This window comes from Streptomyces sp. NPDC003943, from assembly GCF_053605265.1.
On record NZ_JBSGIW010000017.1, the window covers coordinates 17,397 to 43,499 of the forward strand.

General features: G+C 71.2%; 22 protein-coding genes. 11 read left to right on the forward strand and 11 right to left on the reverse strand.

The window, feature by feature from the left end; translation table 11 throughout:
• Window positions 1-27 precede the first annotated feature (27 nt).
• Both ACWEV0_RS10210 and ACWEV0_RS10215 read left to right on the forward strand, forming a co-directional pair.
• The gene (locus ACWEV0_RS10210; RefSeq protein ID WP_453148153.1) at window positions 28-894 is read left to right on the forward strand and encodes a helix-turn-helix domain-containing protein; all 867 of its coding nucleotides are present in this window, start codon (window positions 28-30) and stop codon (window positions 892-894) included.
• A complete protein-coding gene (locus tag ACWEV0_RS10215; RefSeq protein WP_453148155.1) occupies window positions 875-1,765 on the forward strand; it encodes a hypothetical protein in 891 nt (296 codons plus the stop codon). The genes ACWEV0_RS10210 and ACWEV0_RS10215 overlap by 20 nt, the downstream gene beginning before the upstream one ends.
• A 76-nt stretch (window positions 1,766-1,841) precedes the next feature.
• Here ACWEV0_RS10215 and aspS read toward each other — a convergent pair whose 3' ends face one another.
• Window positions 1,842-3,662 carry an aspartate--tRNA ligase gene (gene aspS / locus ACWEV0_RS10220; protein ID WP_453148157.1) on the reverse strand — a complete coding sequence of 607 codons (1,821 nt, stop codon included), beginning with the start codon at window positions 3,660-3,662 and terminating at the stop codon, window positions 1,842-1,844.
• A gap of 146 nt (window positions 3,663-3,808) precedes the next feature.
• Here aspS and ACWEV0_RS10225 point away from each other — a divergent pair, with 146 nt between their 5' ends.
• Window positions 3,809-5,929 (forward strand): ATP-binding SpoIIE family protein phosphatase, encoded by a 2,121-nt coding sequence (locus ACWEV0_RS10225; RefSeq protein WP_453148159.1) that lies wholly within the window; start codon window positions 3,809-3,811, stop codon window positions 5,927-5,929.
• A gap of 174 nt (window positions 5,930-6,103) precedes the next feature.
• Window positions 6,104-6,925 (forward strand): MBL fold metallo-hydrolase, encoded by an 822-nt coding sequence (locus ACWEV0_RS10230; RefSeq protein ID WP_453148161.1) that lies wholly within the window; start codon window positions 6,104-6,106, stop codon window positions 6,923-6,925.
• Here the strand turns inward: ACWEV0_RS10230 and ACWEV0_RS10235 are convergent.
• The 3 genes from ACWEV0_RS10235 to ACWEV0_RS10245 form a co-directional block, all read right to left on the reverse strand.
• Window positions 6,922-7,986 carry an AI-2E family transporter gene (locus ACWEV0_RS10235; protein ID WP_453148163.1) on the reverse strand — a complete coding sequence of 355 codons (1,065 nt, stop codon included), beginning with the start codon at window positions 7,984-7,986 and terminating at the stop codon, window positions 6,922-6,924. The two genes, ACWEV0_RS10230 and ACWEV0_RS10235, sit on opposite strands and share 4 nt — an antisense overlap.
• Before the next feature lie 262 nt (window positions 7,987-8,248).
• Window positions 8,249-9,211: a pirin family protein gene (locus ACWEV0_RS10240; RefSeq protein ID WP_453148165.1), complete on the reverse strand. Its 963-nt coding sequence runs from the start codon at window positions 9,209-9,211 to the stop codon at window positions 8,249-8,251.
• A gap of 146 nt (window positions 9,212-9,357) precedes the next feature.
• A complete protein-coding gene (locus ACWEV0_RS10245; protein ID WP_453148167.1) occupies window positions 9,358-9,852 on the reverse strand; it encodes an SseB family protein in 495 nt (164 codons plus the stop codon).
• Window positions 9,853-10,022: 170 nt separating this feature from the next.
• Here ACWEV0_RS10245 and ACWEV0_RS10250 point away from each other — a divergent pair, with 170 nt between their 5' ends.
• Window positions 10,023-11,852: an acyl-CoA dehydrogenase gene (locus ACWEV0_RS10250; protein ID WP_453148169.1), complete on the forward strand. Its 1,830-nt coding sequence runs from the start codon at window positions 10,023-10,025 to the stop codon at window positions 11,850-11,852.
• 285 nt (window positions 11,853-12,137) lie between these two features.
• Window positions 12,138-13,433 (forward strand): M18 family aminopeptidase, encoded by a 1,296-nt coding sequence (locus tag ACWEV0_RS10255; protein ID WP_453148171.1) that lies wholly within the window; start codon window positions 12,138-12,140, stop codon window positions 13,431-13,433.
• 79 nt (window positions 13,434-13,512) lie between these two features.
• Here the strand turns inward: ACWEV0_RS10255 and ACWEV0_RS10260 are convergent, their stop codons facing one another.
• Together ACWEV0_RS10260 and ACWEV0_RS10265 are read right to left on the reverse strand one after the other, a co-directional pair.
• The gene (locus ACWEV0_RS10260) at window positions 13,513-15,327 is read right to left on the reverse strand and encodes a thioredoxin-like domain-containing protein (protein ID WP_453148173.1); all 1,815 of its coding nucleotides are present in this window, start codon (window positions 15,325-15,327) and stop codon (window positions 13,513-13,515) included.
• Between the two features lie 329 nt (window positions 15,328-15,656).
• Window positions 15,657-16,166 carry a glycine-rich domain-containing protein gene (locus ACWEV0_RS10265; protein WP_453148175.1) on the reverse strand — a complete coding sequence of 170 codons (510 nt, stop codon included), beginning with the start codon at window positions 16,164-16,166 and terminating at the stop codon, window positions 15,657-15,659.
• A gap of 337 nt (window positions 16,167-16,503) precedes the next feature.
• Between ACWEV0_RS10265 and ACWEV0_RS10270 the strand changes: the two genes are divergently transcribed.
• Window positions 16,504-17,283: a helix-turn-helix domain-containing protein gene (locus tag ACWEV0_RS10270; protein ID WP_453148177.1), complete on the forward strand. Its 780-nt coding sequence runs from the start codon at window positions 16,504-16,506 to the stop codon at window positions 17,281-17,283.
• Window positions 17,284-17,597: 314 nt separating this feature from the next.
• Here ACWEV0_RS10270 and ACWEV0_RS10275 read toward each other — a convergent pair whose 3' ends face one another.
• Together ACWEV0_RS10275 and ACWEV0_RS10280 are read right to left on the reverse strand one after the other, a co-directional pair.
• Window positions 17,598-19,163, reverse strand: a complete 1,566-nt coding sequence (locus tag ACWEV0_RS10275) for a recombinase family protein (protein ID WP_453148179.1) — start codon at window positions 19,161-19,163, stop codon at window positions 17,598-17,600.
• Window positions 19,164-19,196: 33 nt separating this feature from the next.
• Window positions 19,197-19,343 carry a hypothetical protein gene (locus tag ACWEV0_RS10280; RefSeq protein WP_453148294.1) on the reverse strand — a complete coding sequence of 49 codons (147 nt, stop codon included), beginning with the start codon at window positions 19,341-19,343 and terminating at the stop codon, window positions 19,197-19,199.
• 148 nt (window positions 19,344-19,491) lie between these two features.
• On the opposite strand from ACWEV0_RS10280, the gene ACWEV0_RS10285 reads away from it, so the two are divergent.
• From ACWEV0_RS10285 to ACWEV0_RS10295, 3 genes are read left to right on the forward strand one after another with little or no spacing between them, the layout of a single operon-like run.
• On the forward strand, window positions 19,492-20,826 hold the full coding sequence (locus ACWEV0_RS10285; protein WP_453148181.1) for a hypothetical protein: 1,335 nt from the start codon (window positions 19,492-19,494) through the stop codon (window positions 20,824-20,826).
• A gap of 20 nt (window positions 20,827-20,846) precedes the next feature.
• Window positions 20,847-21,605 (forward strand): bestrophin-like domain, encoded by a 759-nt coding sequence (locus tag ACWEV0_RS10290; protein ID WP_453148183.1) that lies wholly within the window; start codon window positions 20,847-20,849, stop codon window positions 21,603-21,605.
• A gap of 18 nt (window positions 21,606-21,623) precedes the next feature.
• The gene (locus tag ACWEV0_RS10295) at window positions 21,624-22,115 is read left to right on the forward strand and encodes an LURP-one-related/scramblase family protein (RefSeq protein WP_453148185.1); all 492 of its coding nucleotides are present in this window, start codon (window positions 21,624-21,626) and stop codon (window positions 22,113-22,115) included.
• Window positions 22,116-22,285: 170 nt separating this feature from the next.
• On the opposite strand, the gene ACWEV0_RS10300 is transcribed toward ACWEV0_RS10295, so the two are convergent.
• Window positions 22,286-23,059, reverse strand: a complete 774-nt coding sequence (locus tag ACWEV0_RS10300) for a carbon-nitrogen family hydrolase (RefSeq protein ID WP_453148187.1) — start codon at window positions 23,057-23,059, stop codon at window positions 22,286-22,288.
• Between the two features lie 200 nt (window positions 23,060-23,259).
• Here ACWEV0_RS10300 and ACWEV0_RS10305 point away from each other — a divergent pair, with 200 nt between their 5' ends.
• Window positions 23,260-24,087 carry a maleylpyruvate isomerase family mycothiol-dependent enzyme gene (locus tag ACWEV0_RS10305; RefSeq protein ID WP_453148189.1) on the forward strand — a complete coding sequence of 276 codons (828 nt, stop codon included), beginning with the start codon at window positions 23,260-23,262 and terminating at the stop codon, window positions 24,085-24,087.
• Window positions 24,088-24,092: 5 nt separating this feature from the next.
• Here the strand turns inward: ACWEV0_RS10305 and ACWEV0_RS10310 are convergent, their stop codons facing one another.
• Both ACWEV0_RS10310 and ACWEV0_RS10315 read right to left on the reverse strand, forming a co-directional pair.
• The gene (locus ACWEV0_RS10310; RefSeq protein WP_453148191.1) at window positions 24,093-25,388 is read right to left on the reverse strand and encodes an MFS transporter; all 1,296 of its coding nucleotides are present in this window, start codon (window positions 25,386-25,388) and stop codon (window positions 24,093-24,095) included.
• On the reverse strand, window positions 25,385-26,026 hold the full coding sequence (locus ACWEV0_RS10315; RefSeq protein WP_453148193.1) for a GntR family transcriptional regulator: 642 nt from the start codon (window positions 26,024-26,026) through the stop codon (window positions 25,385-25,387). Before ACWEV0_RS10315 ends, ACWEV0_RS10310 begins: the two co-directional genes overlap by 4 nt.
• Window positions 26,027-26,103 lie beyond the last annotated feature (77 nt).

The following is a 26,103-nucleotide window of genomic DNA, read 5'->3' on the forward strand; positions in this document are numbered from 1 at the left end:
GACCAACGAGGAAGAAAGCCCTTCCCGGTGGATAGCCAGAACACTAGCGTGCGCCCGCACGCCCCGTCCCGTCGCGCGCGGAAAAACCACCCCTCCGGTGGAGGTGTGGTCCACGACAACACCCGGCACGCCAGCCGGTTCACCGTCGTCGGCAACCATCTCGCCCAGCACGCCGAGCTCTCGCTCGTCGCGATCGGGCTGGCCACGCACATCCAGTCGCTGCCGACCGGTGCCGCCGTCGACATCAAGAGCCTCGCCGGGCGCTTCCCCGAGGGCACGACCCGGATCGCCGCCGCGCTGCGGGAGCTGGAGGCGCACGGCTATCTGCGGCGGACGCGCGAGCGGACGGCGAGCGGGCGGATGATCACGCGTACGGTCTCCTGCAACCAGCCGGGCCGGAGCGGCGGCAAGGACACCGGCGGCGAACCGCCGCCCAAGCCCAGGCCCCGCCAGCCGAAGGAGCCGCGCCGCCGCGCCCTGCCCGCCGTACCGCAGCCGGCGTGGCCGAGGCCCGACCTGTTGGAGACCGCGCACGCCGTGCTCGGCTGCCTCCGCCTCGAAGACCGCCGGCTGCTGCTCTCCGCCGCCGACACCGAACACCTCGTCCCAGGCGTCGTGTCCTGGCTGGAACGGGACGTCTCCTCCGAGGCCGTGCACCACGCCCTGACCGACGATCTCCCGCGCGAACCCCTGCGTCGCCCCGCCGCCCTCCTGGCCCACCGCCTCGCCGACCGCCTCCCGCCCCTGCCACCGTTCCGGGCGCCGGAGCCACCCCCGCCCGTCCGTTATCCGCTCCGGAACTGCGACGGCTGCGACCGGGCCTTCCGCGGCCCGGACCCTGGCGAATGCCGCCCCTGCAAGAACAGGAAAGAGCATGGTCAGCTCGCCCCATGAAGCGATGCACCGCATCTTCCAGCACGATCTGCGCCTGTTCAGCCGCCTGTCGGGGCTACTCGGGCTGCCTCTTCCTCCTCCCGTCGAGGTAACCGTCCTGCCCACCGACCTCACCGAGGCTCGCCCCGTCGAGCGCCGGGTGGACACCCTTCTGCGCCTGGACAGCGAGGAGGACGGCTCCCTCCTCCTCGCCATCGAGGCCCAGGGAAAGCAGGACCCCGACAAGCCGGCGAGCTGGGCGTACTACACGGCGTACCTGTGGACGAAGTACCGGCTCCCGACTGCGCTGCTGGTCGTGTGCCAGGACCGCGCCACCGCCGAGTGGGCCGGGCGAGCTGTGTCCAGCGGACCGCGCCACCTGCCCACCCTCACCATCCGGCCGGTGGTCGTCGGGCCCCACAACATGCCTGTGATCACCGATCCCGCCGAGGCCCGCGCCGATCTGGCGCTGGCCACCCTGTCGGCCATCACGCACGTGGGCGATCCGGACATTGGTGCCATACTGAAGGCGCTGTCCACCGCTCTGCGAGACGTCCCTGAGGATGTCGCTGACCCGATCATCGAACTCACCACCCAGGGGCTGGAAAGGCGACCAGCCCTAGAGCTCTGGAGGAACCTGGTGGCCGTGGACCTCTCCTTCTACAAGTCGGTCATCTCCGAGGAGATCCGGGACGAGGGCCGGGCTCAGGGCCTGACCCAGGGCAGCGTCGACGCCATACTGATCATCCTGGAGCAGCGCGGCCTCGACGTCCCCGACGACGTCCGCGACCGCGTCACGAGCTGCGACGACCCTGAGGTGCTGCGCCGCTGGATCGCGCGCGCCGTCACCGTCTCCTCTCCCGAGGAGATCTTCGCCGGCGAGGACGAGTAGCACTCGGCACATACGGGTGAGGCCCGGAACCGTTCGTACGGTTCCGGGCCCCTTCACAGCCGAATGCTCAGGCGCGTCAGCCGCGCGCCGCGTCCGGGTGCACCGCCTCCGACACCGGGCGGCCCTCCACGACCTTCGCCTCGGCCGGCTTGCGCAGGGCGATGTGGAGCTCGCGCAGGCGGGCCTCGTCGAGCTCGGTCGGGGCGCCCATCATCAGGTCCTGGGCGTTGCCGTTGAGCGGGAAGGCGATCGTCTCGCGGATGTTGGGCTCGTCGGCGAGGAGCATCACGATGCGGTCGACGCCCGGGGCGATGCCGCCGTGCGGCGGGGCGCCGAACTGGAAGGCGCGGAGCATGCCGGCGAACTCGGTCTCGACGACCTCGCGCGGGTAGCCGGCGATCTCGAAGGCCTTGAACATGATGTCGGGCTCGTGGTTCCGGATCGCGCCGGAGGACAGCTCGATGCCGTTGCAGACGATGTCGTACTGCCAGCCGAGGATGTCCAGCGGGTCCTGGGTCTCCAGGGCCTCAAGGCCGCCCTGCGGCATCGAGAAGGGGTTGTGCGAGAAGTCGATCTTGCCGGTCTCCTCGTCCTTCTCGTACATCGGGAAGTCGACGATCCACGCGAAGCGGAAGACGTTCTCCTCGAACTGGCCGGCACGCTTGGCGGCCTCGACCCGGACCGGGCCCATGATCTTGGAGACCTCGTCGAACTCGCCGGCACCGAAGAACACGGCGTGGCCCTCGGCCAGGCCGAGGCGCTCGGTGAGGACCTTGACGTTCTCCTCGGTGAGGAACTTGGCGATGGGGCCGGTGAGGGCGCCGCCCTCGCCGACGCGCACCCAGGCCAGGCCCTTGGCGCCGAGGGAGACGGCGAAGTCGCCGAGGCCGTCGAAGAACTTGCGCGGCTGGTCACCGGTGTTCGGGACGGCGAGCGCGCGGACGTGCTTGCCGGCGAACGCCTTGAACTCCGACTTCTCGAAGACGTCGGTGATGTCGACGAGTTCGAGGGAGGTGCGCAGGTCGGGCTTGTCGTTGCCGTACTTCAGCATCGACTCGCGGAACGGGATCCGCGGGAACGGGGAGGTGACGTGGCGGCCGCCGCCGAACTCCTCGAAGAGTTCGGTCATCAGCTTCTCGATCGGCTGGAAGACGTCCTCCTGCTCGACGAAGCTCATCTCGACGTCGAGCTGGTAGAACTCGCCCGGCGAGCGGTCGGCGCGGGCGTCCTCGTCGCGGAAGCAGGGCGCGATCTGGAAGTAGCGGTCGAAGCCCGAGATCATCAGCAGCTGCTTGAACTGCTGCGGGGCCTGCGGCAGGGCGTAGAACTTGCCCGGGTTCAGGCGGGACGGGACGACGAAGTCACGGGCGCCCTCGGGGGAGGTCGCGGTGAGGATCGGGGTCGCCATCTCGTTGAAGCCGAGCGCCACCATCTTGGAGCGGATGGAGGCGATGACGGCGGAGCGCAGCATGATGTTCCGGTGCATGCGCTCGCGGCGCAGGTCGAGGAAGCGGTACTCGAGCCGCCGCTCCTCGTTCACGCCGTCGTCGGTGTTGATGGTGAACGGGATCTGCTGCGCCGCGCCGAGCACCTCGACCTCGGCGGCCTCGATCTCGATCTCGCCGGTGGCCAGGTCCGGGTTGACGTTCTCGGCGCCGCGGGAGACGACCTTGCCGTCGACGCGGACGACGGTCTCCTTCGTCAGCTTGTCGAGGACCTCGGCCGCGGCGGTGCCGGGGCGGGCGACCAGCTGGGTGATGCCGTAGTGGTCGCGCAGATCGATGAAGAGGATGCCGCCCAGGTCGCGCCGATTGTGCAGCCAGCCGCTCAGCCGGACGTCGGTGCCGACGTCAGAGGCGCGGAGCTCGCCGCAGGTGTGGGACCTGTACCGATGCATCGTCGTTCATCCAGTCTTCGGGATCGGTGGAGTATCGCTTGATATATCAAGCCCACCCAGGGTACCGGGCCACCCAAGATCGCGATTCGAATACTCTCGGTGGCGATCTGTGGCGGCTCGCTGTCCGATATTCATAAAGTAGGGCAATGCGCACCGAGGACGTCCTGGCGGCCATCGCGACCGGCCTGTGGCGCTGGGACAACGCCTCCCGGACCGTCACGCTCGATGCCGAGGCGGCCCGGCTGCTCGGGCTGCCCGCCGAGCCCGTGCGGCTCAGCGAGGCGGCGGTGCGGTCGCGCTTCCATCCGGTCGACTGGAACGAGATCGACGGGGTCGTCGCCCTCGCCGTCGCCGAGGGGACCCTGGCCGAGGCCCGGCTGCGGATCATGGACGAGTACGGGCGGGTGATCCGTACCGTACGGAGCAGGTCCAAGCCGCTGGTCGACGGAACGGACTACGAGCTGGTCGGCACCCTCCAGGAGGTCGCCGAGCCGCAGCCCGGGACCGCCGGCCCGCACACCCCCATCACCGGCGACTGGCGCCGCTCCCGCGAGGCCTTCCTGCTCGACGCGGGCCGGGCGCTCGCCGAGGCGCGGTCGACGGCCGAGGTGCTGCGGGTGGCGGCCTCGCTCTCCATGCCCGGCTTCTCGCCGGACGGCCTCGCGGTCTTCGGGATGTCGGGCGAACGGCTGACGGTGATCGGCCACCACGGGCACGGCGACGGCGACGAGGGGCCGTTCACCTCGATGACGCTCGACACCGACTATCCGGCGGCCGAGGTGGTGCGGACGGGCCGGGCGATCTATCTGCCGACCCCGGAGGAGTACGCCCGCCGCTTCCCGATGACCTGGCCGCTCGCCCAGCGCTTCGACCGCCGCTCCTGGGCCTTCGTGCCGCTGGTCGTCGCCGGCCGGACCATGGGCGCCTGGATGGCGGCCTTCAAGCACCCCGTGTCCTTCACCCCGGACGAGCGCTCCGTCCTCACCACCGTCGCCCGGATGCTGGCGCAGGCCCTCGCCCGCGCCGGGGTCGCCGAGTCCGAGCGGGAGCTGTCGCTGGGCCTCCAGCGCACGATGATGCCGGTCCTCGGTCCGGGCATCCCCGGCATCCAGGTGGCCGCGCGGTACGTGCCCACCGGCGGCGGGCTGCAGGTCGGCGGCGACTGGTACGACATGATCCGGCTGCCCGGCGGGCCCGGCGGCGGCCGGATCGCCCTGGTCATCGGCGACGTGCAGGGCCACGACGTCCGGGCGGCGGGGCTCATGGGCCAGCTGCGGATCGCGCTGCGCGCGTACGCCTCCGAGGGCCACCGCCCCGACGCCGTGCTCTCCCGCGCCTCCCGCTTCCTGTACGGGATCAACGACGGGGTGGAGGCGGGCGACGGCGACGAGCGGCCGGGCGGCGGGCCGCGCTTCGCGACCTGCCTCTACCTGGAGGTCGACCTGGAGACCGGCACCGTCGACATCGCGCGGGCCGGACACCCGGACCCGGCGGTGCGGATGACCGACGGAACGGTTCTTCTCAGGCCCACCGCCGGCGGCCTGCCCCTCGGCATCGACCCCGACACCGACTACCCCACCACCCGGCTCACCCTGGCCCCCGGCGAGACCCTGATGATCTGCACCGACGGGCTCCTGGAGACCGGCGGCCACGACCTCGACAGCGGCTGGGACCGGGTCCGGAAGCTCCTGGAGTCCCACGAGGGCGACGACCTGGAGGCCCTCGCCGACCGGCTCGTCGAGGCCGTCCACGGGCCCGGCTCGCACCACACCACCGGCCCGCTCGCCGACCGCCGCGAGGACGACATCGCCGTCCTGCTGCTCTCCCGCCAGCCGGACACCGCGGTACGGGAGGCCCCGCGCCGCACGATGATGACCATCGCCCAGGCCGAGCCGGAGCGCATCGCGACCGCGCGCGAGCACGTGCGCCAGCTGCTCCACGACTGGTCGGAGGCCGACCAGGTCGACTCGGCGGTCCTGATGGTCTCCGAGATGGTCACCAACGTCCTCGTCCACACGGACGGCGACGCCCTGCTCGTCGCCGAGGTCGTCTGCCTCCCGGACGCCCGGCGGCTGCGCGTCGAGGTCGCCGACGCGAGCGACGAACCGCCGCACAAGCGGCACCCGGGCGAGATGGCGTCCAGCGGGCGCGGGCTGCTGCTCATGGAGATGCTCGCGGACTCGTGGGGCGTGGACCCGCGCGGCGACGGCAAGGCGATCTGGTTCGAGCTGCACGAGCCGGCGTCGGGGAACGGCTGCTGCGCCTGACCGGCCGTCGCGCCCGGCACGTACGACGCCCGGCGCGTACGAGGAGCGGCACGCACGACACGCGGCGCGTACGACGCCCGGCGCGTACGAGGCGCGGCACGCACGACGCGCGGCGCCCGGCCAGGCGGCGGAGACTGGTGTCGTACGGCCGCCGGGGGGACCACGGAGCCCGCCATGGACACGCACAAGGTCGGCAGCGACACCACCGTCATCGGCGACAGCCTGGAAGTCCCGGGGATCGGGCACATCCCGGTCAACGCCTACGTCCTCACCTCACGCGAACCGGTCGTCGTCGACACGGGCCTGTCCGTCTCCGACCGCGACTTCGTGGCGACGCTCGGCACGGTCATCGACCCGGCCGACGTGCGCTGGATCTGGCTCACCCACCCCGACCGCGACCACACCGGCGGGATCTTCGACCTGCTGGTGGCGGCCCCGCGGGCGCGGGTCGTGACCACCTTCATCGGCGCCGGGATCATGACCACCGAGCGCCCGCTGCCCATGGACCGCGTGTACTTCCTCAATCCGGGCCAGTCCCTCGACGTCGGCGACCGCCGGCTGCGCGGTTTCCGGCCGCCGCTCTTCGACAACCCGGCCACCGTGGGCTTCTACGACGAGAAGACCCGCATCTGCTTCAGCTCCGACTGCTTCGGCGGCCCCATGCCCACGGCCGAACTCGCCGAGAGCGGGCACGCCAACGACCTGAAGCCGGAGGAGCTGCGGGCCGCGCAGCTGCTGTGGGCGACGGTGGACAGCCCGTGGGTGCACGTCGTCGACCAGGCGAAGTTCCGGGCGTCGATCGAGCCGCTGCGGGAGATGGGCCCGGAGATCGTGCTGTGCACGCACCTGCCGCCGGCGGTCCGGATGACCACCCGCCTGATCGAGACGATCACCATGGCGCCTGACGCGGACCCGTTCGTGGGCCCGGACCAGGCCGCCCTGGAACAGATGCTGAGGGCGTTCGAGCCGGGAAGCACCCCGGCGGCGGCAACCTAGGGCGCCGGCTCCCCGTACCGGGTGCGCAGTTCACCGACGACCCCGAAGAAGGCGGCGGTCAGCGGTACGGCGAGCAGCATGCCCAGGACGCCGGCGACGGACGCACCGGCGGTGATCGCCAGCATGACCACGGCCGGGTGCATCTGCACGGTGCGGGACTGCACCATCGGCTGGAGCACGTAGCCCTCGATCATCTGGACGGCGAGGACGACGCCGAGCGTCCACAGCGCGATGACGAACCCGCGGTCGGCGAGGGCGACGAGGACGGCGACGGCGCCGGAGAGGAAGGCGCCGAGGTAGGGGATGTAGGCGGTGATGAAGACGAGCGCGGCGAGTCCGATCGCGCCCGGCACCCGCAGGACGAGCAGCCCGACGCCGATGAGCAGGGCGTCGACGAGCGCCACGAAGGTCGTCCCGCGCATGAAGCCCTCGACCGCCTCGAAGGCGCGCCGCCCCATCGCCTCCATGACGTCGCCGGTGGAGCGGGGCGCGAGCGAGCGCAGCACGTCCGCCGCCCGGTCGGAGTCGCGCAGGAAGAAGAAGATCAGCAGGAGGGCGAGGGCGGCGGTGGCGAGCATCTGGGCGCCCGTGCTGAGCCCGGAGATCACCCCGGAGGCCGCCGTCCCGCCGAACTTCTCCAGGAGCCGCTTGGCGTTCCTGGCGACGTCGTCGAGCGAGGTGCCGGCCACGCCGAAGTGCTTCGTGATGTCCTGGGCGGCCTGCCGCAGCGAGTCGACGATCTCGGCGCCGGAGTCGACGAGGGCGGCGACGACGACATAGGCGGCGCCGCCGACGACCGCGACCACGGCGAGCACGGTCAGCCCCGCGGCCAGGGACTTCCGCACCTTCATCCGCAGCAGCCGCCGGTAGAGCGGACCGAGCAGGGCGGTGCCGAGGAGGGCGAGGAGGGCGGGCGTGACGGCCGTCTTGAAGACCACGCACAGCCAGACGAAGACGGCCACGACCCCGGCGACGAGCAGCATGACGGCGCACCAGGCGGCGGTGCGGCGCGCGGCTTCGGGGAGCAGCGGGCGCTCGGCGGCTGGGCGTTCGGCGGGCATGGACCCACCGGACCACGGCGCCCCGCGTGTCGTCGCGTGCTGCCGGGCCGTACGGGTGACGAGGCGTCAGACGAGCTGCCGGAGCAGGTACGGGGACGGGGGCCGCACCCTCGTCCCCGAAACCGGAGCTCCCCGCGCCCTCGTCCCCGTACCGGAGCTCCCCGCGCCCTCGTCCCCGTACCGGAGCTCCCCGCGCCCTCGTCCCCGTACCGGAGCTCCTCCTACCGGAGCTCCCCGTACCTACCGGAGTCCCGTGCGGGACCTACTCGCCCATGCCGTGCACGGCCGGGATCGTGCCGAGCCGGCCCGCCTGGAAGTCCTCGAACGCCTGGCGGAGTTCGGCCTGGGTGTTCATGACGAACGGGCCGTAGTGCGCCATCGGCTCGCGGATCGGCTGCCCGCCCAGGAGCACGACCTCCAGGTCCGGCGTGTTGCCGTCCTGCTTCTCGTCGGCCCGCACGGTGAGCGCGCCTCCCTTGCCGAAGACGGCGGTCTGGCCCATGTGGACCGGCCGCCGCTCGGCGCCGACGGTGCCGCGGCCGGCCAGCACGTACGCGAGGCCGTTGAAGTCCTCGCGCCACGGCAGGTTGATCTCGGCGCCGGGGCGGAGGGTGGCGTGGAGCATGGTGATCGGGGTGTGGGTGATGCCGGGGCCCTGGTGGCCGTCGAGCTCGCCCGCGATGACGCGGAGCAGCGCGCCGCCGTCGGGGGAGGTGAGCAGCTGGACCTGGCCGCCGCGGATGTCCTGGTAGCGGGGGGCCATCATCTTGTCGCTCGCCGGCAGGTTCACCCACAGCTGGAGGCCGTGGAAGAGGCCGCCGCTGACGACGAGCTGCTCCGGCGGGGCCTCGATGTGGAGCAGGCCGGAGCCGGCGGTCATCCACTGGGTGTCGCCGTTGGTGATGGTGCCGCCACCGCCGTTGGAGTCCTGGTGGTCGAAGATGCCGTCGATGATGTAGGTGACGGTCTCGAAGCCGCGGTGGGGGTGCCACGGGGTGCCCTTGGGCTCGCCCGGGGCGTACTCCACCTCGCCCATCTGGTCCATCATGATGAACGGGTCGAGGTACTGGTAGTTGATGCCGGCGAACGCGCGGCGCACCGGGAAGCCCTCGCCCTCGAACCCCTGGGGGGCCGTGGTGACGGCGAGCACCGGGCGGGCGGCGGCGTCGGCGGACGCGGCGACTCGGGGCAGGGTCAGCGGGTTCTCGACAGTCACGGCGGGCATGGCGGGACCTCCTCGTACGTCCATCTTGATCGCTTGATTGAACGTTGTACGTCCAGGTTAGTTGAATCCTGAACTTTCTGCCACCCGGAACGCAGAACGCCCGGGAGGAATTCCTCCCGGGCGTCCCCGCGCACGTCCAGCCTCCGTCAGCCGTACATCCGCCGCATCGCGAAATCGACCATCTGCTCCACGGCCTTCGCGTCGAAGACCATCCGGTGGTCGCCCTCCATGTCGAGCACGAAGCCGTACCCGGTCGGCAGCAGGTCGATCACCTCCGCACCCGTGATCACGAAGTACTTCGACTCCTTGCCCGCGTACCGCCGCAGCTCCTTGAGCGACGTGAACATCGGGATCACCGGCTGCTGGGTGTTGTGCAGCGCCAGGAAGCCCGGGTTGTCGCCGCGCGGGCAGTAGACCTTGGAGGTCGCGAAGATCTGCTGGAAGTCCTCGGCCGCCATCTGCCCGGTCGTGAAGGCCCGCACCGCGTCCGCCAGCGACGGCGGTGACGGCTCCGGATAGAGCGGGGGCTGCTGGGCGTAGCCACCCTGCATCCCACCCCCCTGCATCCCGCCCTGCGGCGCGTACTGCTGCTGAGGCGGCGCGTACTGCTGGGCACCCGGGTTCTGGTCGTAGCCGTACATGACAGCAAGCCTATCGAGCGGGCCCGGCCGGCTGCGGCCCCCGTCACAGATGTCCGGAAAGGGGTTGCCGTTATTACCGGTGGGTAGCATCATCGTAGAGAGCGTGAGCTACTCACGGGTAGTACGTGTACGAGGACCTTCCCTCCCCGAGCCTTTACGGAGCCGTCGCCATGGGGCACTACAAGTCGAATCTCCGCGACATCGAGTTCAACCTCTTCGAGGTCCTCGGCCGCGACAAGGTGTACGGCACCGGTCCGTTCGAGGAGATGGACGTCGACACCGCCAAGAGCATCCTCGACGAGATCCGCCGCCTCGCCGAGAACGAGCTCGCGGAGTCCTTCGCCGACGCCGACCGCAACCCGCCGGTCTTCGACCCGGAGACCAACACCGCCCCGGTCCCGGCCTCCTTCAAGAACTCGTACAACGCCTTCATGGAGTCCGAGTACTGGCGCCTCGGCATCCCCGAGGAGATCGGCGGCACCGTCTCCCCGCGCTCCCTGATCTGGGCCTACGCGGAGCTGCTGCTCGGCTCCAACCCGGCCATCTGGATGTACTCCTCCGGCCCCGCCTTCGCCGGCATCCTCTTCAACGAGGGCAACGAGGCGCAGAAGAAGGTCGCCAAGATCGCCGTCGACCGCCGCTGGGGCTCCACCATGGTGCTCACCGAGCCCGACGCGGGCTCCGACGTCGGCGCCGGCCGCACCAAGGCCATCCAGCAGGAGGACGGCTCCTGGCACATCGAGGGCGTCAAGCGCTTCATCACGTCCGGTGAGCACGACATGGAGGAGAACATCCTCCACTACGTCCTCGCCCGCCCCGAGGGTGCCGGCCCCGGCACCAAGGGCCTCTCCCTCTTCCTCGTCCCGAAGTACGAGTTCGACTGGGAGACCGGCGAGCTCGGCGCCCGCAACGGCGTCTACGCCACCAACGTCGAGCACAAGATGGGCCTCAAGGCGTCCAACACGTGCGAGATGACCTTCGGCGACAAGCACCCCGCCAAGGGCTGGCTCATCGGCGACAAGCACGACGGCATCCGCCAGATGTTCCTCATCATCGAGTTCGCCCGCATGATGGTCGGCACGAAGGCGATCTCCACCCTCTCCACGGGCTACCTCAACGCCCTGGAGTACGCCAAGGAGCGCGTCCAGGGCACCGACCTGGCCAACTTCATGGACAAGAACGCGCCCAAGGTCACCGTCACCCACCACCCCGACGTGCGCCGCTCGCTCATGACGCAGAAGGCGTACGCCGAGGGCATGCGCTCCCTCGTCCTCTACACGGCCTCCGTGCAGGACGCCATCCAGGAGAAGGAAGCCGCCGGCGAGGACGCCAAGGCGCTCCACGGCCTCAACGACCTCCTGCTCCCGATCGTCAAGGGCTACGGCTCCGAGAAGGGCTACGAGCAGCTCGCCCAGTCGCTGCAGACCTTCGGCGGCTCCGGCTTCCTGCAGGAGTACCCGATCGAGCAGTACATCCGCGACTCCAAGATCGACACCCTGTACGAGGGCACCACCGCGATCCAGGGCCAGGACTTCTTCTTCCGGAAGATCGTCCGCGACCAGGGCGCGTCCCTGAACGCCCTCGCCGAGGAGATCAAGAAGTTCCTCGCCGTCGGCACCGGCGGCGACGAGCTCGCCGGCGCCCGCGACTCCCTCGCCAAGGCCGCCGTCGACCTCGAGGCCATCGTCGGCACGATGATCACCGACCTCACCGCCACCGGCGAGGACGTCAAGAACATCTACAAGGTCGGCCTCAACTCCACCCGCCTGCTGCTCGCCGCCGGTGACGTCGTCGTCGGCTACCTGCTGCTGCGCGGTGCCGCCGTCGCCGCCGAGAAGCTCGCCGCCGGCGCCACCGGCAAGGACGTCGCCTTCTACCAGGGCAAGATCGCCGCCGCGAAGTTCTTCGCCGCCACGATCCTGCCCGGCGTCTCCACCGAGCGCCTGATCGCCGAGGGCGTCACCAACGAGATCATGGACCTGGACGAGGCAGCGTTCTAACGCACAGGAACACGCCTGAGTCCGCACAGAGGAACGGCTCGCTCCCGGGGAGGGGGGCGGGCCGTTCCGCTGTTTCTGTGGCTCGGTTCGCCCCGGGGCGCTTGAACCGGGCCCACGACCCCCGACCGTGCTCGACCTGGTCGTTCCTCGCAGGCCTCCGCGCGCCCGGGATCGTTCCCCCGGCGCGCCCCTTCCGCCCACTCGCCCTCGAGGTCATCGAGGCGTCCCAGAGGGCCCTTGGTCCGGGCCGGGTCCACATTCCGAGACCCCCGTAAGGTGAACGTCATGAGTAGCGCACCCGCCCGCTTCGACCGCGGCCACACCGATGACCTCATGTCCTTCCTCGCGGCCTCGCCGTCGCCGTACCACGTGGTGGCCAACACCGCCGAGCGGCTGGAGAAGGCGGGTTTCCGCAAGGTCGAGGAGACCGACGCCTGGGAGGGGACGGCCGGCGGGAAGTACGTGATCCGCGGCGGGGCGATCATCGCCTGGTACGTGCCCGAGGGCGCCGCCCCGCACACGCCGTTCCGGATCGTCGGCGCGCACACCGACTCGCCGAACCTGCGGGTCAAGCCGCAGCCGGACTTCGGGCGGGAGGGCTGGCGGCAGGTGGCCGTCGAGATCTACGGCGGGCCGCTGCTCAACAGCTGGCTGGACCGGGACCTGGGCCTCGCCGGCCGGCTGACGCTGCGGGACGGGTCGCACCGGCTCGTGAACGTGGACCGGCCGCTGCTGCGCGTGCCGCAGCTCGCCATCCACCTCGACCGGCAGGTCAACGAGGGCATGAAGCTGGAGCGCCAGCGCCACATGCAGCCGATCTGGGGCCTCGGCGACGTCCACGAGGGCGACCTGGTCGACTTCGTCGCCGAGGAGGCGGGCGTCAGCGCCGAGGACGTGGCCGGCTGGGACCTGATGGTGCACGCCCTGGAGGCGCCCGCCTACCTGGGCCGGGACCGCGAGCTGCTCGCCGGCCCGCGCATGGACAACCTGATCTCCGTGCACGCCTGCGCCGCCGCGCTCGCCGCCGTCGCCGCGCACGGCGACGACCTGCCGTACATCCCGGTGCTCGCCGCCTTCGACCACGAGGAGAACGGCTCCGAGGCCGACACCGGCGCCCAGGGCCCGCTGCTCGGCAACGTCCTGGAGCGCTCGGTGTACGCACGCGGCGGCAGCTACGAGGACAAGGCGCGCGCCCTCGCCGGCTCCGTCTGCCTCTCCTCCGACGTCGGCCACGCCGTGCACCCCAACTACAGCGAGCGCCACGACCCGACGCACCACCCGCGCCCCAACGGCGGCCCCATCCTCAAGGTCAACGTCAACCAGCGCTACGCCACCGACGGCAGCGGCCGCGCGGTGTTCGCCGCCGCGTGCGAGAAGGCGGGCGTGCCGTGGCAGTCGTTCGTCTCCAACAACGACATGCCGTGCGGCACGACGATCGGCCCCATCACCGCCGCCCGCCACGGCATCTCGACCGTCGACATCGGCGTCGCCTGCCTGTCGATGCACAGCGCCCGTGAGCTGTGCGGCGCGGAGGACCCGCACCACCTGGCGAACGCGCTCGTGGCCTTCCTGGAGGGCTGACCGGGCTGACGGACACGGATTCGGCCCCTGCCACACGGCAGGGGCCGAACCGTTCTCGGGGCGAAGAAACCGCGGAGGGTCAGGCGTCCATGCCGGCCAGGATCAGCGGCAGCCGGGCCGTGCCCGCGTCCGTGATCCGCACCGGGACGCCCCAGTCCTGCTGGTGGACGTGGCAGGCCGGGTACTCGTTCTCCGGGTCGTCGTCGCACGACGCGGCCATCGCCGAGACGTGCAGGACGCCCTCCGTGAGGGCCGGGTTCAGCTCCAGGTCGCGGAAGAGGTCCGTGCCCTTGCCCTCGCCGGCGAGCAGCAGCTCGGGCGGCGTGGCGGAGACCAGGAGGCGGGTCGAGGGGCCGTACCGGTCGTCCAGCTTCTGGCCCTTGGGGGCCTGGAAGACGACGTCGAGGCGGAGACTGCCGGGGGCGACCTCGGTGGCCTCGCGCTGCGTGCGGTGGGCGACCGACTCGACCTGGACGGCCTCCTCGGGCAGCCGCAGCCGGGTGAGCCGGTGCCGGGCCGACTCGACGACCACGACGTCCTCGCCGACGACGACCGCGTCGCTGGGCTCGCGCAGGTCCGTGGCGAGCGTGGTGACCTCGCCGGTCGCCGGGTCGAAGCGGCGCAGGGCGTGGTTGTACGTGTCGGAGACGGCGACCGAGCCGTCGGGCAGCGCGGTCACGCCCAGCGGGTGCTGGAACAGCGCCTGGTCGGCGGCGCCGTCGCGGTGCCCGAAGTCGAAGAGCCCGGTGCCGACGGCCGTGTGGACCGTGCCCTCGGTGTCGATGAAGCGGAGCGCGCTGGTCTCGGAGTCGGCGATCCACAGCCGGTCGGCGGTCGCGGCGAGCCCGGACGGCTGCGCGAACCAGGCCTCGGCGGCCGGCCCGTCGACCAGCCCCTCGTTGGTGGTGCCGGCCGCGACCTCGACGGTCCTCGTCTCCGGGTCGTACGTCCAGATCTGGTGCACACCGGCCATCGCGATCCACACCTTGCCCTGCCACCAGGCCACGTCCCACGGCGAGGAGAGGTCGACGTCGAGGGCGGGGCCGGAGGTCGGCGAGCCCTGCCACCACTGGCGGCCCGTGCCGGCGACGCGCTCGATCGACCCGCTCTCCGGGTCGAACACCTTCAGGGCGTGGTTGACCGTGTCGGCGACCACGACCTTCCCGTCGGGCAGCAGCGCGAGGCCCTGCGGCTCGCGGAACTCACCGCTGTCGCCGATGCGCCGGACGACCGTCTCGCCGTCCTCGGCCAGCTCGACCAGCTGGTGCCGGGTGGTGTCGGAGACGAGCAGGTTCCCGGACGGCAGCACGACCGCCTTGCCGGGGAAGCGCAGATCGGTCGCGACCGGCTCCGGCGGCACGTACGGCCCGTCGCCGCGCCGCAGCGTGCCCTTCGCCTCGTGCTCCGCCTCCAGCTCCTCGACGAGCGTCCGCAGCGCGTTGGCGTGGCCCTCGCCCGCGTGCTGGGCGACGACATAGCCCTCGGGGTCGATGACGACGAGCGTCGGCCAGGCCCGCACGGCGTACTGCTTCCAGGTCGCGAGCTCCGGGTCGTCGAGCACCGGGTGGTGCACCTCGTAGCGCTCGACGGCGTCGACGACGGCCTGGTGCTCTGCCTCGTGCACGAACTTCGGCGAGTGCACGCCGACGATCACGAGCGTGTCGCGGTGCTTCTCCTCCAGCTCGCGCAGCTCGTCGAGGACGTGCAGGCAGTTGATGCAGCAGAAGGTCCAAAAATCGAGGATCAATGTGCGACCTCGGAAGTCGGCGAGCTTCAGATCCTTCCCGCCGGTGTTGATCCAGCCCCCCTTGCCGATCAGCTCGGGGGCACGGACACGGGCACGCTTGCGGGGTGCGGGCGCGGGGGTGGGCGCAGGGGGGGCAGCATCGTTCATGTTTCAAGCTTGCCATTGGCCCATGAACGCCGGATCACGGACGTACGACGCCGTTGTCCTGCGCAGCTACGGGATCCGCTCCACCACGGACTAGCCTCCTTGGACGCCCCGGACGAACAGGGTTCCTGTGCGCCGATTGCCGGGGGGTGGGGCAAGCACGGACGCTGATACGTCCACGAAGCCGTGTTCCTTGAGAATCAGCGCCCACACATCGGGTTCGTAGTCCCACCGCTTGACGACAGCGGGGTCTTCTTCTGGCCCGCGCGGGCTCCGACAGCCCCGTCGCCAAGTAGCTCCGACTCAAGCGGAGCGACTGACCCACGAGAGCTTCAGCCGCCCGGTATCGTGCCGGGCGGCTGTCGCCGTGAACGAGAACGGACAGGTAGTGACTGACGCTCGCCGGAGCAGCCCGCGTAGCTCTGGGTGCAGTCGGCCGCGCCGTCGATCGGCCAGAACTCCGGGTCCACGTCGAAGCCGGCCGATCGGATCATCTCGGCCGTCCGACCCATCGCGGCCCGGCCCTCGGCCGGGTTGTGGCCGATGCTGCGGTCGGGGACGTGGTGGATGAACCCGCCACCGAGCGCGTCGCAGAACTCGGCGTAGCGCTTGGTGTGGAGCACGAGCGCGTGCCAGAAGAGGTCCACGCGAAGGCTGGGCGTGGCCCTCTCCGTGGTGTTCGCGGCGACGGCGAGGAAGGCCGCCACCTGGTTGACGCCGCGCTGGCCCTGGTCGTCGGTCATCTCCGGCCAGGAGTCCTCGCGGACCATGGTGATGAGGTCGGCCCTCAGTTCCGGGGTGATGAGGTCGTACACGGTCTTCGTCGTGTCGGTGATCGTCACGTCTGTGCCTTCCTGGTCTGTGAGGAACATCGGGGGCACTTGCAGGGGGGCCAGGCGGCGGAGGCCATGGGGGTCAACGGCTTCTCGGCGCTGCTGCTGGGGTAGATCACCTCAGAGCCGAACGTCTGGCCGGAGTCGCGAGACACCCGCACGGTCATGGTCATCGTTGGCCTTCCGCTTACCCGGTCCGGTTGGTGAAGCGATGTTCCCGCCGCCGATCGGTCGGAACGACGACACTTCGGACGTCGCCTGGGCGTCACTCAGTGGGGTGTCAATGACGCCCTCCAGGGCGTCAAACCGGTGTCATTGCATGGCTGTTCGGTCTAGCTTTGACGTCATGACGACGACCGCCGTGGTGCCGAATGATGTGCTGCGGGCCGTGCGTATCGGCCTGCGCTTGAGCCAAGACGACTTCGCCAAGGCGCTCCGCCGGGCAGGTGCAGAACTGGGGGAGCCGAACGAGGCTTCCAAGCGGCTGGTACAGCGCTGGGAGTCCGGCACGAGCAAGACGCCTCGGGGCGTGTACGCCAGGGCCTTAGAACGAGTCACTGGCCGTCCGGTCGAGGCACTGGGGTTCGCCCTGCCGGTGCCGACGGCACGAGTCCACGCAGACGGGAAGGGAGGACATGACATGGAGACCCCTACAACCGGTTTCACATCTGCCGCTGTAGGCGCGCAGCCCGCCGCGCAGGGGAGTGAGGACACGTTTTCGGGGGTGTGGCTCAGCCGCTACGAGTTCTTCTCTTCGAGCCGGGGCGACTCGTACGAGGGCAAGCACTACGTAGTGATCGTCCAGCACGGGAACCGGCTGACCGTTCAGAGTCTGCCTGGGGCGAGCAGCAACCCGGACAGCCCGCTCACGCTGGATCTCACTGTCGATCGCAACGTGGTCACGGGTACGTGGGTCGAGCAGACTGCCGCAGACGGCTACTACAACGGGGCCCGCTACCACGGGGCCGTCCAACTCCTGGTCGAGCCGACCGGACGGCGCATGGCCGGAAAGTGGGTCGGCTTCGGCAAGGACTTCGACGTGAACACCGGCCCCTGGGAACTGCGGCTGGTGGACCGGTCCACGAGCAAGGCGACGCTGGAGAGGTACAGCCAGCCGCCGGAGTGACATCCGACGGGGCACCTGATGGGGCGAAGACCCCACGGGGTGGGCCCTTCGGCGGGCTTTGCAGGGCGTTAACTGTGCCGCTCTCGCGCCTTCGGCGATCGATATGCGCTGGTCAGAGCCACGGTGGGCCCGAAAAACGGAGTCACACCCAGCGTGCGCCTTCCGAGCTGGGGCCGGGGTCGGGATGGCGACCACAGCGCAACTTCGCACCGACGCTCGGGCCGCCCCAGTGACGAAGTGACGGAATGACGTTTAGTTCTATTCCATCCATAGAGACTCACAACGTCTCTTACGGAGGTAATGGACTTCGACCGTCATTCCGTCACTTCGTCACCCGCTGACTCCTCCCCAGCACCGCCTCTCGTCGCCCAGACGATCCGGCAGCGCTCGTCGCCGTCGAACCTCACGCCCACCCTGCCTCGCCGGACTTCCACTCGATCGATTGCGAGGCCCAGGCGTTCACGCCTTCCGGCCGCATCGTCGGCTTCCCAAGCTTCACGCAGCAGGCCCGCGTCCAGGAGAGGAGAGATGTCCACGGAAGGGGTCGGCATCCGCAGTAGATCCGCGCGCAGCCCCTCGATCCGGGTACGAAGTCGTCCGGCGAGCCGGTTGTACCGGTCGATCGCGTCTGCGCCGGTGAACTCGCCACGGACGTACCTGGCCTCCTCCAGGTCCGCCAGACGAGCCCCTTCGTCCGCGATCTCCGCCTCGATCGCGTCCCGCTTCGCGAAAACCTCCGGGTCCTCCCTCTGCACCCAGCGATCGGCGATCACGGCGAGCAGCGGGTCCTGGGGCTCCAGGGACGGCAGGCGTGAGAGGAATGCCCGGGTCACGTAGTCGTCGAGGCTCTCCACCCGAGCCGATACGCCTGAGCATCCTCGCCCCATCCGGTGGCTGGAGCACTGGTACGACGTGCCGGCCTTGCTCATCCGGGCCCCGCAGAGCCCGCAACGCGCTATCCCGGTGAGCAGTGACTTCCCTTGCTTGTGACCGTGCCGCTTCCCCGCCAGAGGGAACGTGCGCGCTTCGAGCTGGCGGAGGATGAGTTCGCGCTCCCCGACCGTGATGATCCCCTCACCGATACCCACAGTCTCCAGCGTCTCCGGGTCCCGGTAGGGAGAGACCCGGTTCATGTACTTGCGTGTCCCGTCCGGCTGCTCCTCGTACTCGGTCTGCGGCATGAGACCGGCGAAGGCCGGTGAGCGAAGGAGCTGCATGACGCTGGACGAGTTCCACTCGCCGCCACGAACAGACTCCACCCCGTGCTCGTTCAGCAGCCGGGCGATGTGGACGAGGGCCTTCCCGGATAGCGCCTCGTCGGCGATCAGGCGGGCGTAGACGGCGGTCTCGGGGTCGTGGACGAGCTTCTTCGTTTCCGTGTCCACCAGCAGCCCGTAAGGCGGCTGTCCGCCGATCCACTGGCCCCGCTGGCGTAGGTACCGCTTGGCGTTGCCGACGCGCATCCCGAGGTTGCGGGACTCGTTGCGCGCCAGTTCCGCCAGCATCGCGATGGTGACCCGGGCGCTGTCGTTCTTCGTGTCGAGGCCGTCCATGACGGAGACCAGCCGTCCGCCGACCCGGCCTATGTCGTCCAGCGCCTTGCCGACCTCGCCGATGCCCTTGCGGGACAGGCGGTCGAGCTTCCAGACGATCAGAACGCCCACGACGCCCGCTGTGGCTGCTGTGATCGCCGCATCGAACCCCTTGCGGCTGACGTTCTTGTAACCGGAGCGTCCACGGTCGATGTGGACCTTGCGGACGGTCAGTCCGTTGCGCTCCGCCCATGCGCGGCAGTCGGCTTCCTGGCGGTCGATCGCGGTCTTGCCCTCTCGGTCCAGGGACAGGCGCAAGTACAGGTCAGCAGTGGTGTGTTGGTGCACGTCCCCACGCTAGCGAGAAGTGCGCACATTGGTTCAGGAAATCCAGAAGCCGAGCACGACGATCTTGCCCCGCAGGCCGGCGAGGGTCAGATCGTCTCCGCCGGTGTTGAGCCAGCCGCCCTTGCCGATGAGCTCGGGGGCGCGGACACGAGCGCGAGCGCGCGGAGAGACGTCGTTCATGGCTCAACTGTGCCGCACGGATCGCCGGACGGGTGAATGCGGGGTCCGGGTGGAGTGGGTGCGGCGTGTCTTGACGGGCGGGGGCGGGGGCCGCGCGGCCAGCATGGCGTAGCGGAACGATCATCCGACTGTTCGGCCGGGAGGGGTCATGCGGGTCATACAGGTCCTGGGGGCACGGCACGCGCCGCTGGTACTGCTGACGCTGCTCCTCGCGGCCGTGCCGCAGAACGCACGTGCCGGCGGCGCCGGGGAGAACGTCCTCGCCATGACCGTCACCGTCGACACCCGGCCCGGGGCGGCCGGCGTGGACGTGCGGGCCGGCGGGGTCGTGGTGAAGCGGTACCGGCTGGTCAACCGGGGCGAGGCCGACCTGTACGGGGTCGGCGTCGGCGACCGCGGCGTGCCCGGCGGTCGGGTGAGCTGCCCCCGGCGCACCCTGCACGCGCTCCGTTCGATGATCTGCACGGCCCGCTTCCGCGCCCTGCCCGGGCGACGGATCGCGACCGCCCGGGCCGGCGGCGAGATCCCCTCGCTCGGACGGCGGGTGACCGCCACCGCGCGCTCCGGGTACGAGGGGGTGGCGGGCGCCCTCGGGCTGACGGAGGCGGTACGGGTCACCGGCGGCCGGGCGGTCGTGACGTACACCGTCACCAACCGCGGCAACCGGCCGGTGTACGGGCTCCGGCTCAGCGACCCGCTCCTCGGCCCCGTCGCCTGCGCGACGGAGCTCGCGCCCGGCGTCTCGGCCGGGTGCACGGCGACGGTGCGGCGGCCCCCGGGCACGTACCGCAGCGCCGGGCTCGTCTCGGGCAGCGACCGGGTCACGACCGTCGACGAGCACGGCGGCCGCGTCCCCGCGCCGCCGCTCACCGCCCGCGCCACCGCGGCCTTCACGATCGCCGCGCCGCCGCCCCGGCGCCCGCACCCGCAATCGGCCCGGCCCTCGGTCCCGGTCCCGACGCGAGCGGGTGCGGCGCCCGGGGCGCCCCCTGTTTCGCCGTCGGTTCCGCCGTCCGTACTACGGACCCGGCCGCCCGGGACCGGCGCCGCGCCCGGCACCGGTGTCGGCGCGGCTCCGGGCGCACCCGGCACGCTCGCGGCGCCCGCTGTTCCCGGAGCCGTGTCCCCCGCCGCTGCCGCCGCCGCCGCTGCCGCAGAGGCCGCCGCCGAAGCCCTCGGTGAGGCTGCCGCCGCCGCTGCCGCCGAGGCGCTGGCCGCGCCCGGAGCCGTACCCCCGGAAGCGGCACCAGGGGGAGCGGTGCCGCCGGGCGCCGCCGGGCGGCAGCCGCCCGCGGACACGGCCGCCGTGCCCCGGCCGCCGTCTGCCGCCCGGCCGCCCGTGGCCGCCGGCGAGGAGGGAATCCTGCCGCGGCTGCACCGCCGGGCCCGTGAACTACCGCACCTCGGCATGACCGTGGTCCTGCTGCTCCTGCTCGTCCCCGCCGCCGCTGCCGCCGCCCTGCTCGGGTCGCGCCGCTCCTGAGAGACGTCCTGGGAGATCCGATGGCCCTGCTCGAAACCCTCGTCGTCGTCTTCGGCGTCGCCTTCCTCGCCTCGCTCGCCGTCTACGCCAAGACCCGCTTGTTCCCGATGCGGCCGGGCGAGGAGCCCCGCGAGGACGTGGCCGAGTACATCTCGATGATGGTGTCGGTCTTCTACGCCCTCGTGCTCGGGCTGTGCCTCGTCTCCGTCTGGGACAACCACACGACCGCCGACGACCGGGTCCAGGCCGAGGCGAGCGCCCTGCACCAGACCTATCTGCTCGCCGACTCGCTGCCGGCCGCCCAGCAGCAGCCGGTGCGGGACGCGGCCCGCTCGTACGCCGCCCATGTCGTGGACGTCGAATGGCCCCTGATGGCCGAGCGCGAACCCCTGGGGCCGGACGGCTGGGCCCTGCTCGACCGGCTGCGCGCGGCCGGCCAGCTGCACGGCTCGGGCACCGCCACCACCGGTCAGCAGATCGCCGCCCAGGAGATGCTGGCCCAGATCGGCTATGTGGACGACGCCCGGCGCGGCCGGGAGGCGGCGGCCCAGGAGCGCCTCTCCGTGGTGCTGTGGGCCGGTCTCGTCATCGGTGGTGTGCTGACCGTGTCCTTCATGTTCCTCTTCGGCATCAACCGCAGCGCCACCCACGTCATCCTGGTCATGGGCCTGTCCGGCTTCATCGCCTTCACCGTCGTGCTCATCAGCCAGCTCGACGCGCCCTTCGGCAGCTCGCTCGGTGTGGCCCCGGACGCGTTCACCCGCTATTTCCCCGCCTGAGCGGGAAGGCATGGCGTCATGAAATACCTGGTACGGGACAAGATCCTCGCCATCGGCGACGACTACTGGATCGAGGACGAGCGCGGCCGCCACGCCTTCCTCGTCGACGGAAAGGCGCTGCGGCTGCGCGACACGCTCGAACTCAAGGACCCCGACGGGCAGGTCCTGGTCACGCTGCGGCAGAAGATGTTCAGCCTGCGCGACGCGATGACGATCGAGCGCGACGACCGCCCGCTCGCCACCATCCGCCGCAAGCGCCTCTCGCTGCTCCGCAACCACTTCCGGGTCACGCTCGTCGACGGCACCGGACTCGACGTCAGCGGCCGGATCCTGGACCGGGAGTTCACCGTCGAGTACGACGGCGAGCTCCTGGCCCACATCTCCCGCCAGTGGTTCCACGTCCGCGAGACCTACGCCGTGAACGTGGTCCGCGAGGACGCCGATCCGTCGCTGCTCATCGCCGTCGCGGTGTGCGTGATCCGGATGGCGGAGCGGGAGCGGGAGGACTAGGGCCTGTCCGGCCCTGATCCGCCGGCCGGGTCCTGGGGGCGGACCGGCGTGCTCACATCGCCGGGGATACGCCGGGGGGCGAGGCCGGCCGGACGGGTCCCCGTCACGCCGGGCGCGCCGGCTGAGGGTCCCCGTCACGCCGGGCGGGGCCGGCCGGACGGTTCCCGTGGCTAGAGCACCCGGTCCTTCAGGGCCGGGAACTGCTCGCGCGTCGCCGTCACCTTCGCCGGGTCGAGGTCGACCCGCAGGATCTCCTCGTCGGGCCCGGCCTCCGCCAGGACGTCGCCCCACGGGTCGACGACGATCGAGTGCCCGGCCTGCTCGACGCCGGCGTGCGTGCCGGCGGTGCCGCAGGCGAGGACGTACGCCTGGTTCTCGACGGCGCGGGCCCGGGCGAGCAGCGTCCAGTGGGCGAGCCGGCGGGCGGGCCAGCCTGCCGGGACGACGAACGCCTGCGCGCCGGCGTCGACCAGGCCGCGGAAGAGCTCCGGGAAGCGCAGGTCGTAGCAGGTGGCGACGCCGACGGTGAGCAGCGGCAGATCGACGGTGACGAGGTCCTCGCCGGCCGCCATCAGGACGGCCTCGCCCTTGTCGAAGCCGAAGCGGTGGATCTTGCGGTAGGAGGCGGCGAGTTCGCCGTCGGGGGAGAAGACGAGGGAGGTGTTGTAGAGGGCGCCGGAGACGGCCTCCACGATGGAGCCGGCGTGCAGCCACACCTCGGCGTCCCGCGCGGCGGCCGCCATCGCCTCGTACGTCGGGCCCTTCAGCGGCTCGGACTCCGCCGCGAACTCCTCGTAGGCGAAGGCACCCATGGGCCACAGCTCGGGCAGGACCACGAGCTCGGCGCGGCCCCGCTCCTCCCGGACCAGGCGCGCCACGCGCGCCCGCCTGCTCTCGACCGGTTCGTCCGGGTCTACCGCGATCTGGATCAGCGAGGCGCGCACACTACCACCGTCCTGGCTCGGGAGCCGTCAACACCGGCCTACGATCGTCACACGAAAGCACTGCCGGGGTGCCTTCGGGCAGCGTAACTTAGCGTCCGAGCCTCCCACGCAGTCATGTTTTCAGCCTGCCAGCCAGAAACAGTTCCAGCCCGCCCGCCGCTTGAAGACCGCGCCGCACCGCAGAACCGCCGAGGGGTCCCGTGACGCTCCATCCCAGTCTCCAGAACTACGCCGACGCCTGGACCCACTCCGTGGAAGCGATATTCGAGCTGGTGCAGCCGCTCGTCGAGGGTGAGTGGAACCGCGCCACGCCGTGCCCGGGCTGGTCGGTCCGCGACATCGTCTCCCATGTCATCGGCATGGAGACCGAGATGCTCGGCGACCCGCGCCCGATCCACTCGCTGCCCCGCGATCTCTACCACGTGCGCTCGGACTTCGCCCGTTACATGGAGATGCAGGTCGACGTGCGGCGGCACCACACCGCGCCGGAGATGACGGCCGAGTTCGACTACGTGCTGATCCGCCGGGCGCGCCAGCTGCGCAACGAGAGCCGCGACCCCGGCACCCTGATGCGCGCGCCGCTCGGCGCCGAGCAGACGCTGGAACTGGCCTACCGGATGCGGGCCTTCGACTGCTGGGTGCACGAGCAGGACCTGCGCGCCTCGCTCGGCGTCCCCGGCAACCTCGACTCCCCCGGTGCGTTCGTCACCCGGGACGTGCTGCTTGAGGCGCTGCCGAAGGTCGTCGCCGACGACGCGGGCGCGCCGGCCGGTTCGGCGGTGGTCTTCGACATCACCGGCCCGGTGGAGTTCCTGCGGACGGTCCGGGTGAACGCGGAGGGCCGCGGCTCGATCGACGGCGCGCCCTCGCTCGGCCCGGCGGTCACGCTGGCGACGGACTGGGAGACGTACGTCCGGCTGGCCTGCGGCCGGGTCCGGCCTGCCGATGTGGCCGACCGGATCAAGACCGAGGGCGACGAGGCGCTGGCGCAGGCGATCCTGGCGAACTTCGCGGTGACGCCGAACTAGCCGTTTCAGGCAGGCACGTGGACGGCCTCCACGCGGCTCGCGACCAGGCGCTCCCGCTCGCGGCGGGCGCTGGCGGACTTGAGGCGGAGGATCTGCGTGATGCCGAACGTCTGGAGCACGAAGACGGAGGAGAACGCGATCCGGTAGTCGTCGCCGGTCGCGTCGAGCAGCACACCGACGGCGAGCAGGGTCGTCATGGAGGCGACGAAGCCGCCCATGTTGACGATGCCGGAGGCGGTGCCCTGGCGCTCGGGCGGGTTGGCGGGCCGGGCGAAGTCGAAGCCGATCATCGACGCGGGACCGCAGGCGCCGAGCACCGCGCACAGGGTGATCAGCAGCCACATCGGGGCGTGGCCGCCGGGGTACGCCAGGGTGGCGGCCCACAGCAGGGCCGTGGCGGCGACGGTGCCGAGCGCGAGCGGGGCGCGGGCGGCGTGGTGCCGGGCGATGATCTGCCCGTACGCGAGCCCGACGGCCATGTTGGACAGCACGACGAGGGTGAGCAGCTCGCCCGCGGTGCCGCGCGAGAGGCCCTGGTCCTGGACGAGGAACGGCAGGCCCCAGAGCAGCAGGAACACCATCGCGGGGAACTGGGTGGTGAAGTGCACCCACATGCCGAGCCGGGTGCCGGGCTCGCGCCAGGACTCGGCGATCTGGCGGCGGACGAACGCGGCGCCGGCGTGTGTGGCCGGCGGCGGCTCGTACCCCTCGGGATGGTCCTTGAGGAAGGCGAGCAGCAGCACCAGGACGACGGCGCCCGCGGCCGCGCTGCCGACGAAGGTGGTGGTCCAGCCGAGTTCGTGCAGGGCGCGGGACAGGAAGATCGTGGAGACGAGGTTGCCGGCCATCCCGAAGAGGGCGGCGACCTGGGCGATCAGCGGGCCGCGGCGGGCCGGGAACCAGCGGGAGCCGAGCCGCAGCACACTGATGAAGGTCATCGCGTCGCCGCAGCCGAGGAGCGCGCGGGAGGCCAGCGCCATGGCGTACGAGGGGGAGAGCGCGAAGCCGAGCTGGCCGAGGGTGAAGAGGACGACGCCGATGGTCAGCACCTTCTTGGTGCCGAGGCGGTCGACCATGAGGCCGACGGGTATCTGCATGCCCGCGTAGACGAGCAGCTGGAGTATGGAGAAGGTGGACAGGGCGGACGCGTTGACGTGGAAGCGGTCGGCGGCGTCGAGCCCGGCCACGCCCAGCGAGGTCCGGAAGATGACGGCGACGAAGTAGACGGCGACGCCGACGCCCCAGACGAGCGCGGCCCGCCTCCCGCCGGGCGGATCCCCGGGCAGCACCCTCGCGTTCACCGTGCCTCCCCGCGGACCAGGACCTTCACCCAGCTGAGGTGCTGCCGTACGCAGTGCGCGGCTCCCTCGGCGTCGCCTTCCCGGATCCGCTCCAGGATCTCGGCGTGCTCGGCGATGTTCTTGGCGATCCGGTCGGGCTGCGACTCCATGACGGCGACGCCCATCCGCAGCTGCCGGTCCCGCAGCTGGTCGTAGAGGCGCGCCAGGATCTGGTTTCCGGCGTGCTTCACGATCTCGGCGTGGAAGCACCGGTCGGTCACCGCCACCTCCGCGAGGTCACCGGCCGCCGCCCGCCGCTTCTGCTCCTCCAGCAGCTCCTCCAGGCGCGCGATGAGCGCCGGCGGCGCCGGCACGGCCCGCCGCACCGCGAACTCCTCGACGAGCAGCCGCGTCTCGACGACGTCCGCGATCTCCTGCGCGGACACGGCGAGCACCAGCGCGCCCTTCTTCGGATAGAGCTTGAGCAGCCCCTCCATCTCCAGCTTGAGCAGCGCCTCGCGCACGGGCGTCCGCGACACCCCGACGGCCTGCGCCAGCTCGCCCTCGGTGAGGAGGGTGCCGCCCTCGTAACGGCGGTCGAGGACGGCCTGCTTGACGTGCATGTAGACGCGGTCTGCTGCTGGGGGTGCGGATGCCATGGACACAGCATAGATACATGCTGGGTGCAACAGACAGGCCCGTCCACATCGCGGACGGGCCTGCCGGCATGTTTCAC

Bases quoted from the DNA above. Each gene is read 5' to 3' on its own strand.
- ACWEV0_RS10295 (WP_453148185.1), top strand. From the start codon at position 21,624: ATGAAATACCTGGTACGGGACAAGATCCTCGCCATCGGCGACGACTAC.
- ACWEV0_RS10235 (WP_453148163.1), bottom strand. From the start codon at position 7,986: ATGCCCGCCGAACGCCCAGCCGCCGAGCGCCCGCTGCTCCCCGAAGCC.
- ACWEV0_RS10215 (WP_453148155.1), top strand. From the start codon at position 875: ATGGTCAGCTCGCCCCATGAAGCGATGCACCGCATCTTCCAGCACGAT.
- ACWEV0_RS10255 (WP_453148171.1), top strand. From the start codon at position 12,138: ATGAGTAGCGCACCCGCCCGCTTCGACCGCGGCCACACCGATGACCTC.
- ACWEV0_RS10260 (WP_453148173.1), bottom strand. From the start codon at position 15,327: ATGAACGATGCTGCCCCCCCTGCGCCCACCCCCGCGCCCGCACCCCGC.
- aspS (WP_453148157.1), bottom strand. From the start codon at position 3,662: ATGCATCGGTACAGGTCCCACACCTGCGGCGAGCTCCGCGCCTCTGAC.
- ACWEV0_RS10225 (WP_453148159.1), top strand. From the start codon at position 3,809: ATGCGCACCGAGGACGTCCTGGCGGCCATCGCGACCGGCCTGTGGCGC.
- ACWEV0_RS10290 (WP_453148183.1), top strand. From the start codon at position 20,847: ATGGCCCTGCTCGAAACCCTCGTCGTCGTCTTCGGCGTCGCCTTCCTC.
- ACWEV0_RS10280 (WP_453148294.1), bottom strand. From the start codon at position 19,343: ATGAACGACGTCTCTCCGCGCGCTCGCGCTCGTGTCCGCGCCCCCGAG.
- ACWEV0_RS10230 (WP_453148161.1), top strand. From the start codon at position 6,104: ATGGACACGCACAAGGTCGGCAGCGACACCACCGTCATCGGCGACAGC.
- ACWEV0_RS10245 (WP_453148167.1), bottom strand. From the start codon at position 9,852: ATGTACGGCTACGACCAGAACCCGGGTGCCCAGCAGTACGCGCCGCCT.
- ACWEV0_RS10315 (WP_453148193.1), bottom strand. From the start codon at position 26,026: ATGGCATCCGCACCCCCAGCAGCAGACCGCGTCTACATGCACGTCAAG.
- ACWEV0_RS10270 (WP_453148177.1), top strand. From the start codon at position 16,504: ATGACGACGACCGCCGTGGTGCCGAATGATGTGCTGCGGGCCGTGCGT.
- ACWEV0_RS10285 (WP_453148181.1), top strand. From the start codon at position 19,492: ATGCGGGTCATACAGGTCCTGGGGGCACGGCACGCGCCGCTGGTACTG.
- ACWEV0_RS10240 (WP_453148165.1), bottom strand. From the start codon at position 9,211: ATGCCCGCCGTGACTGTCGAGAACCCGCTGACCCTGCCCCGAGTCGCC.
- ACWEV0_RS10250 (WP_453148169.1), top strand. From the start codon at position 10,023: ATGGGGCACTACAAGTCGAATCTCCGCGACATCGAGTTCAACCTCTTC.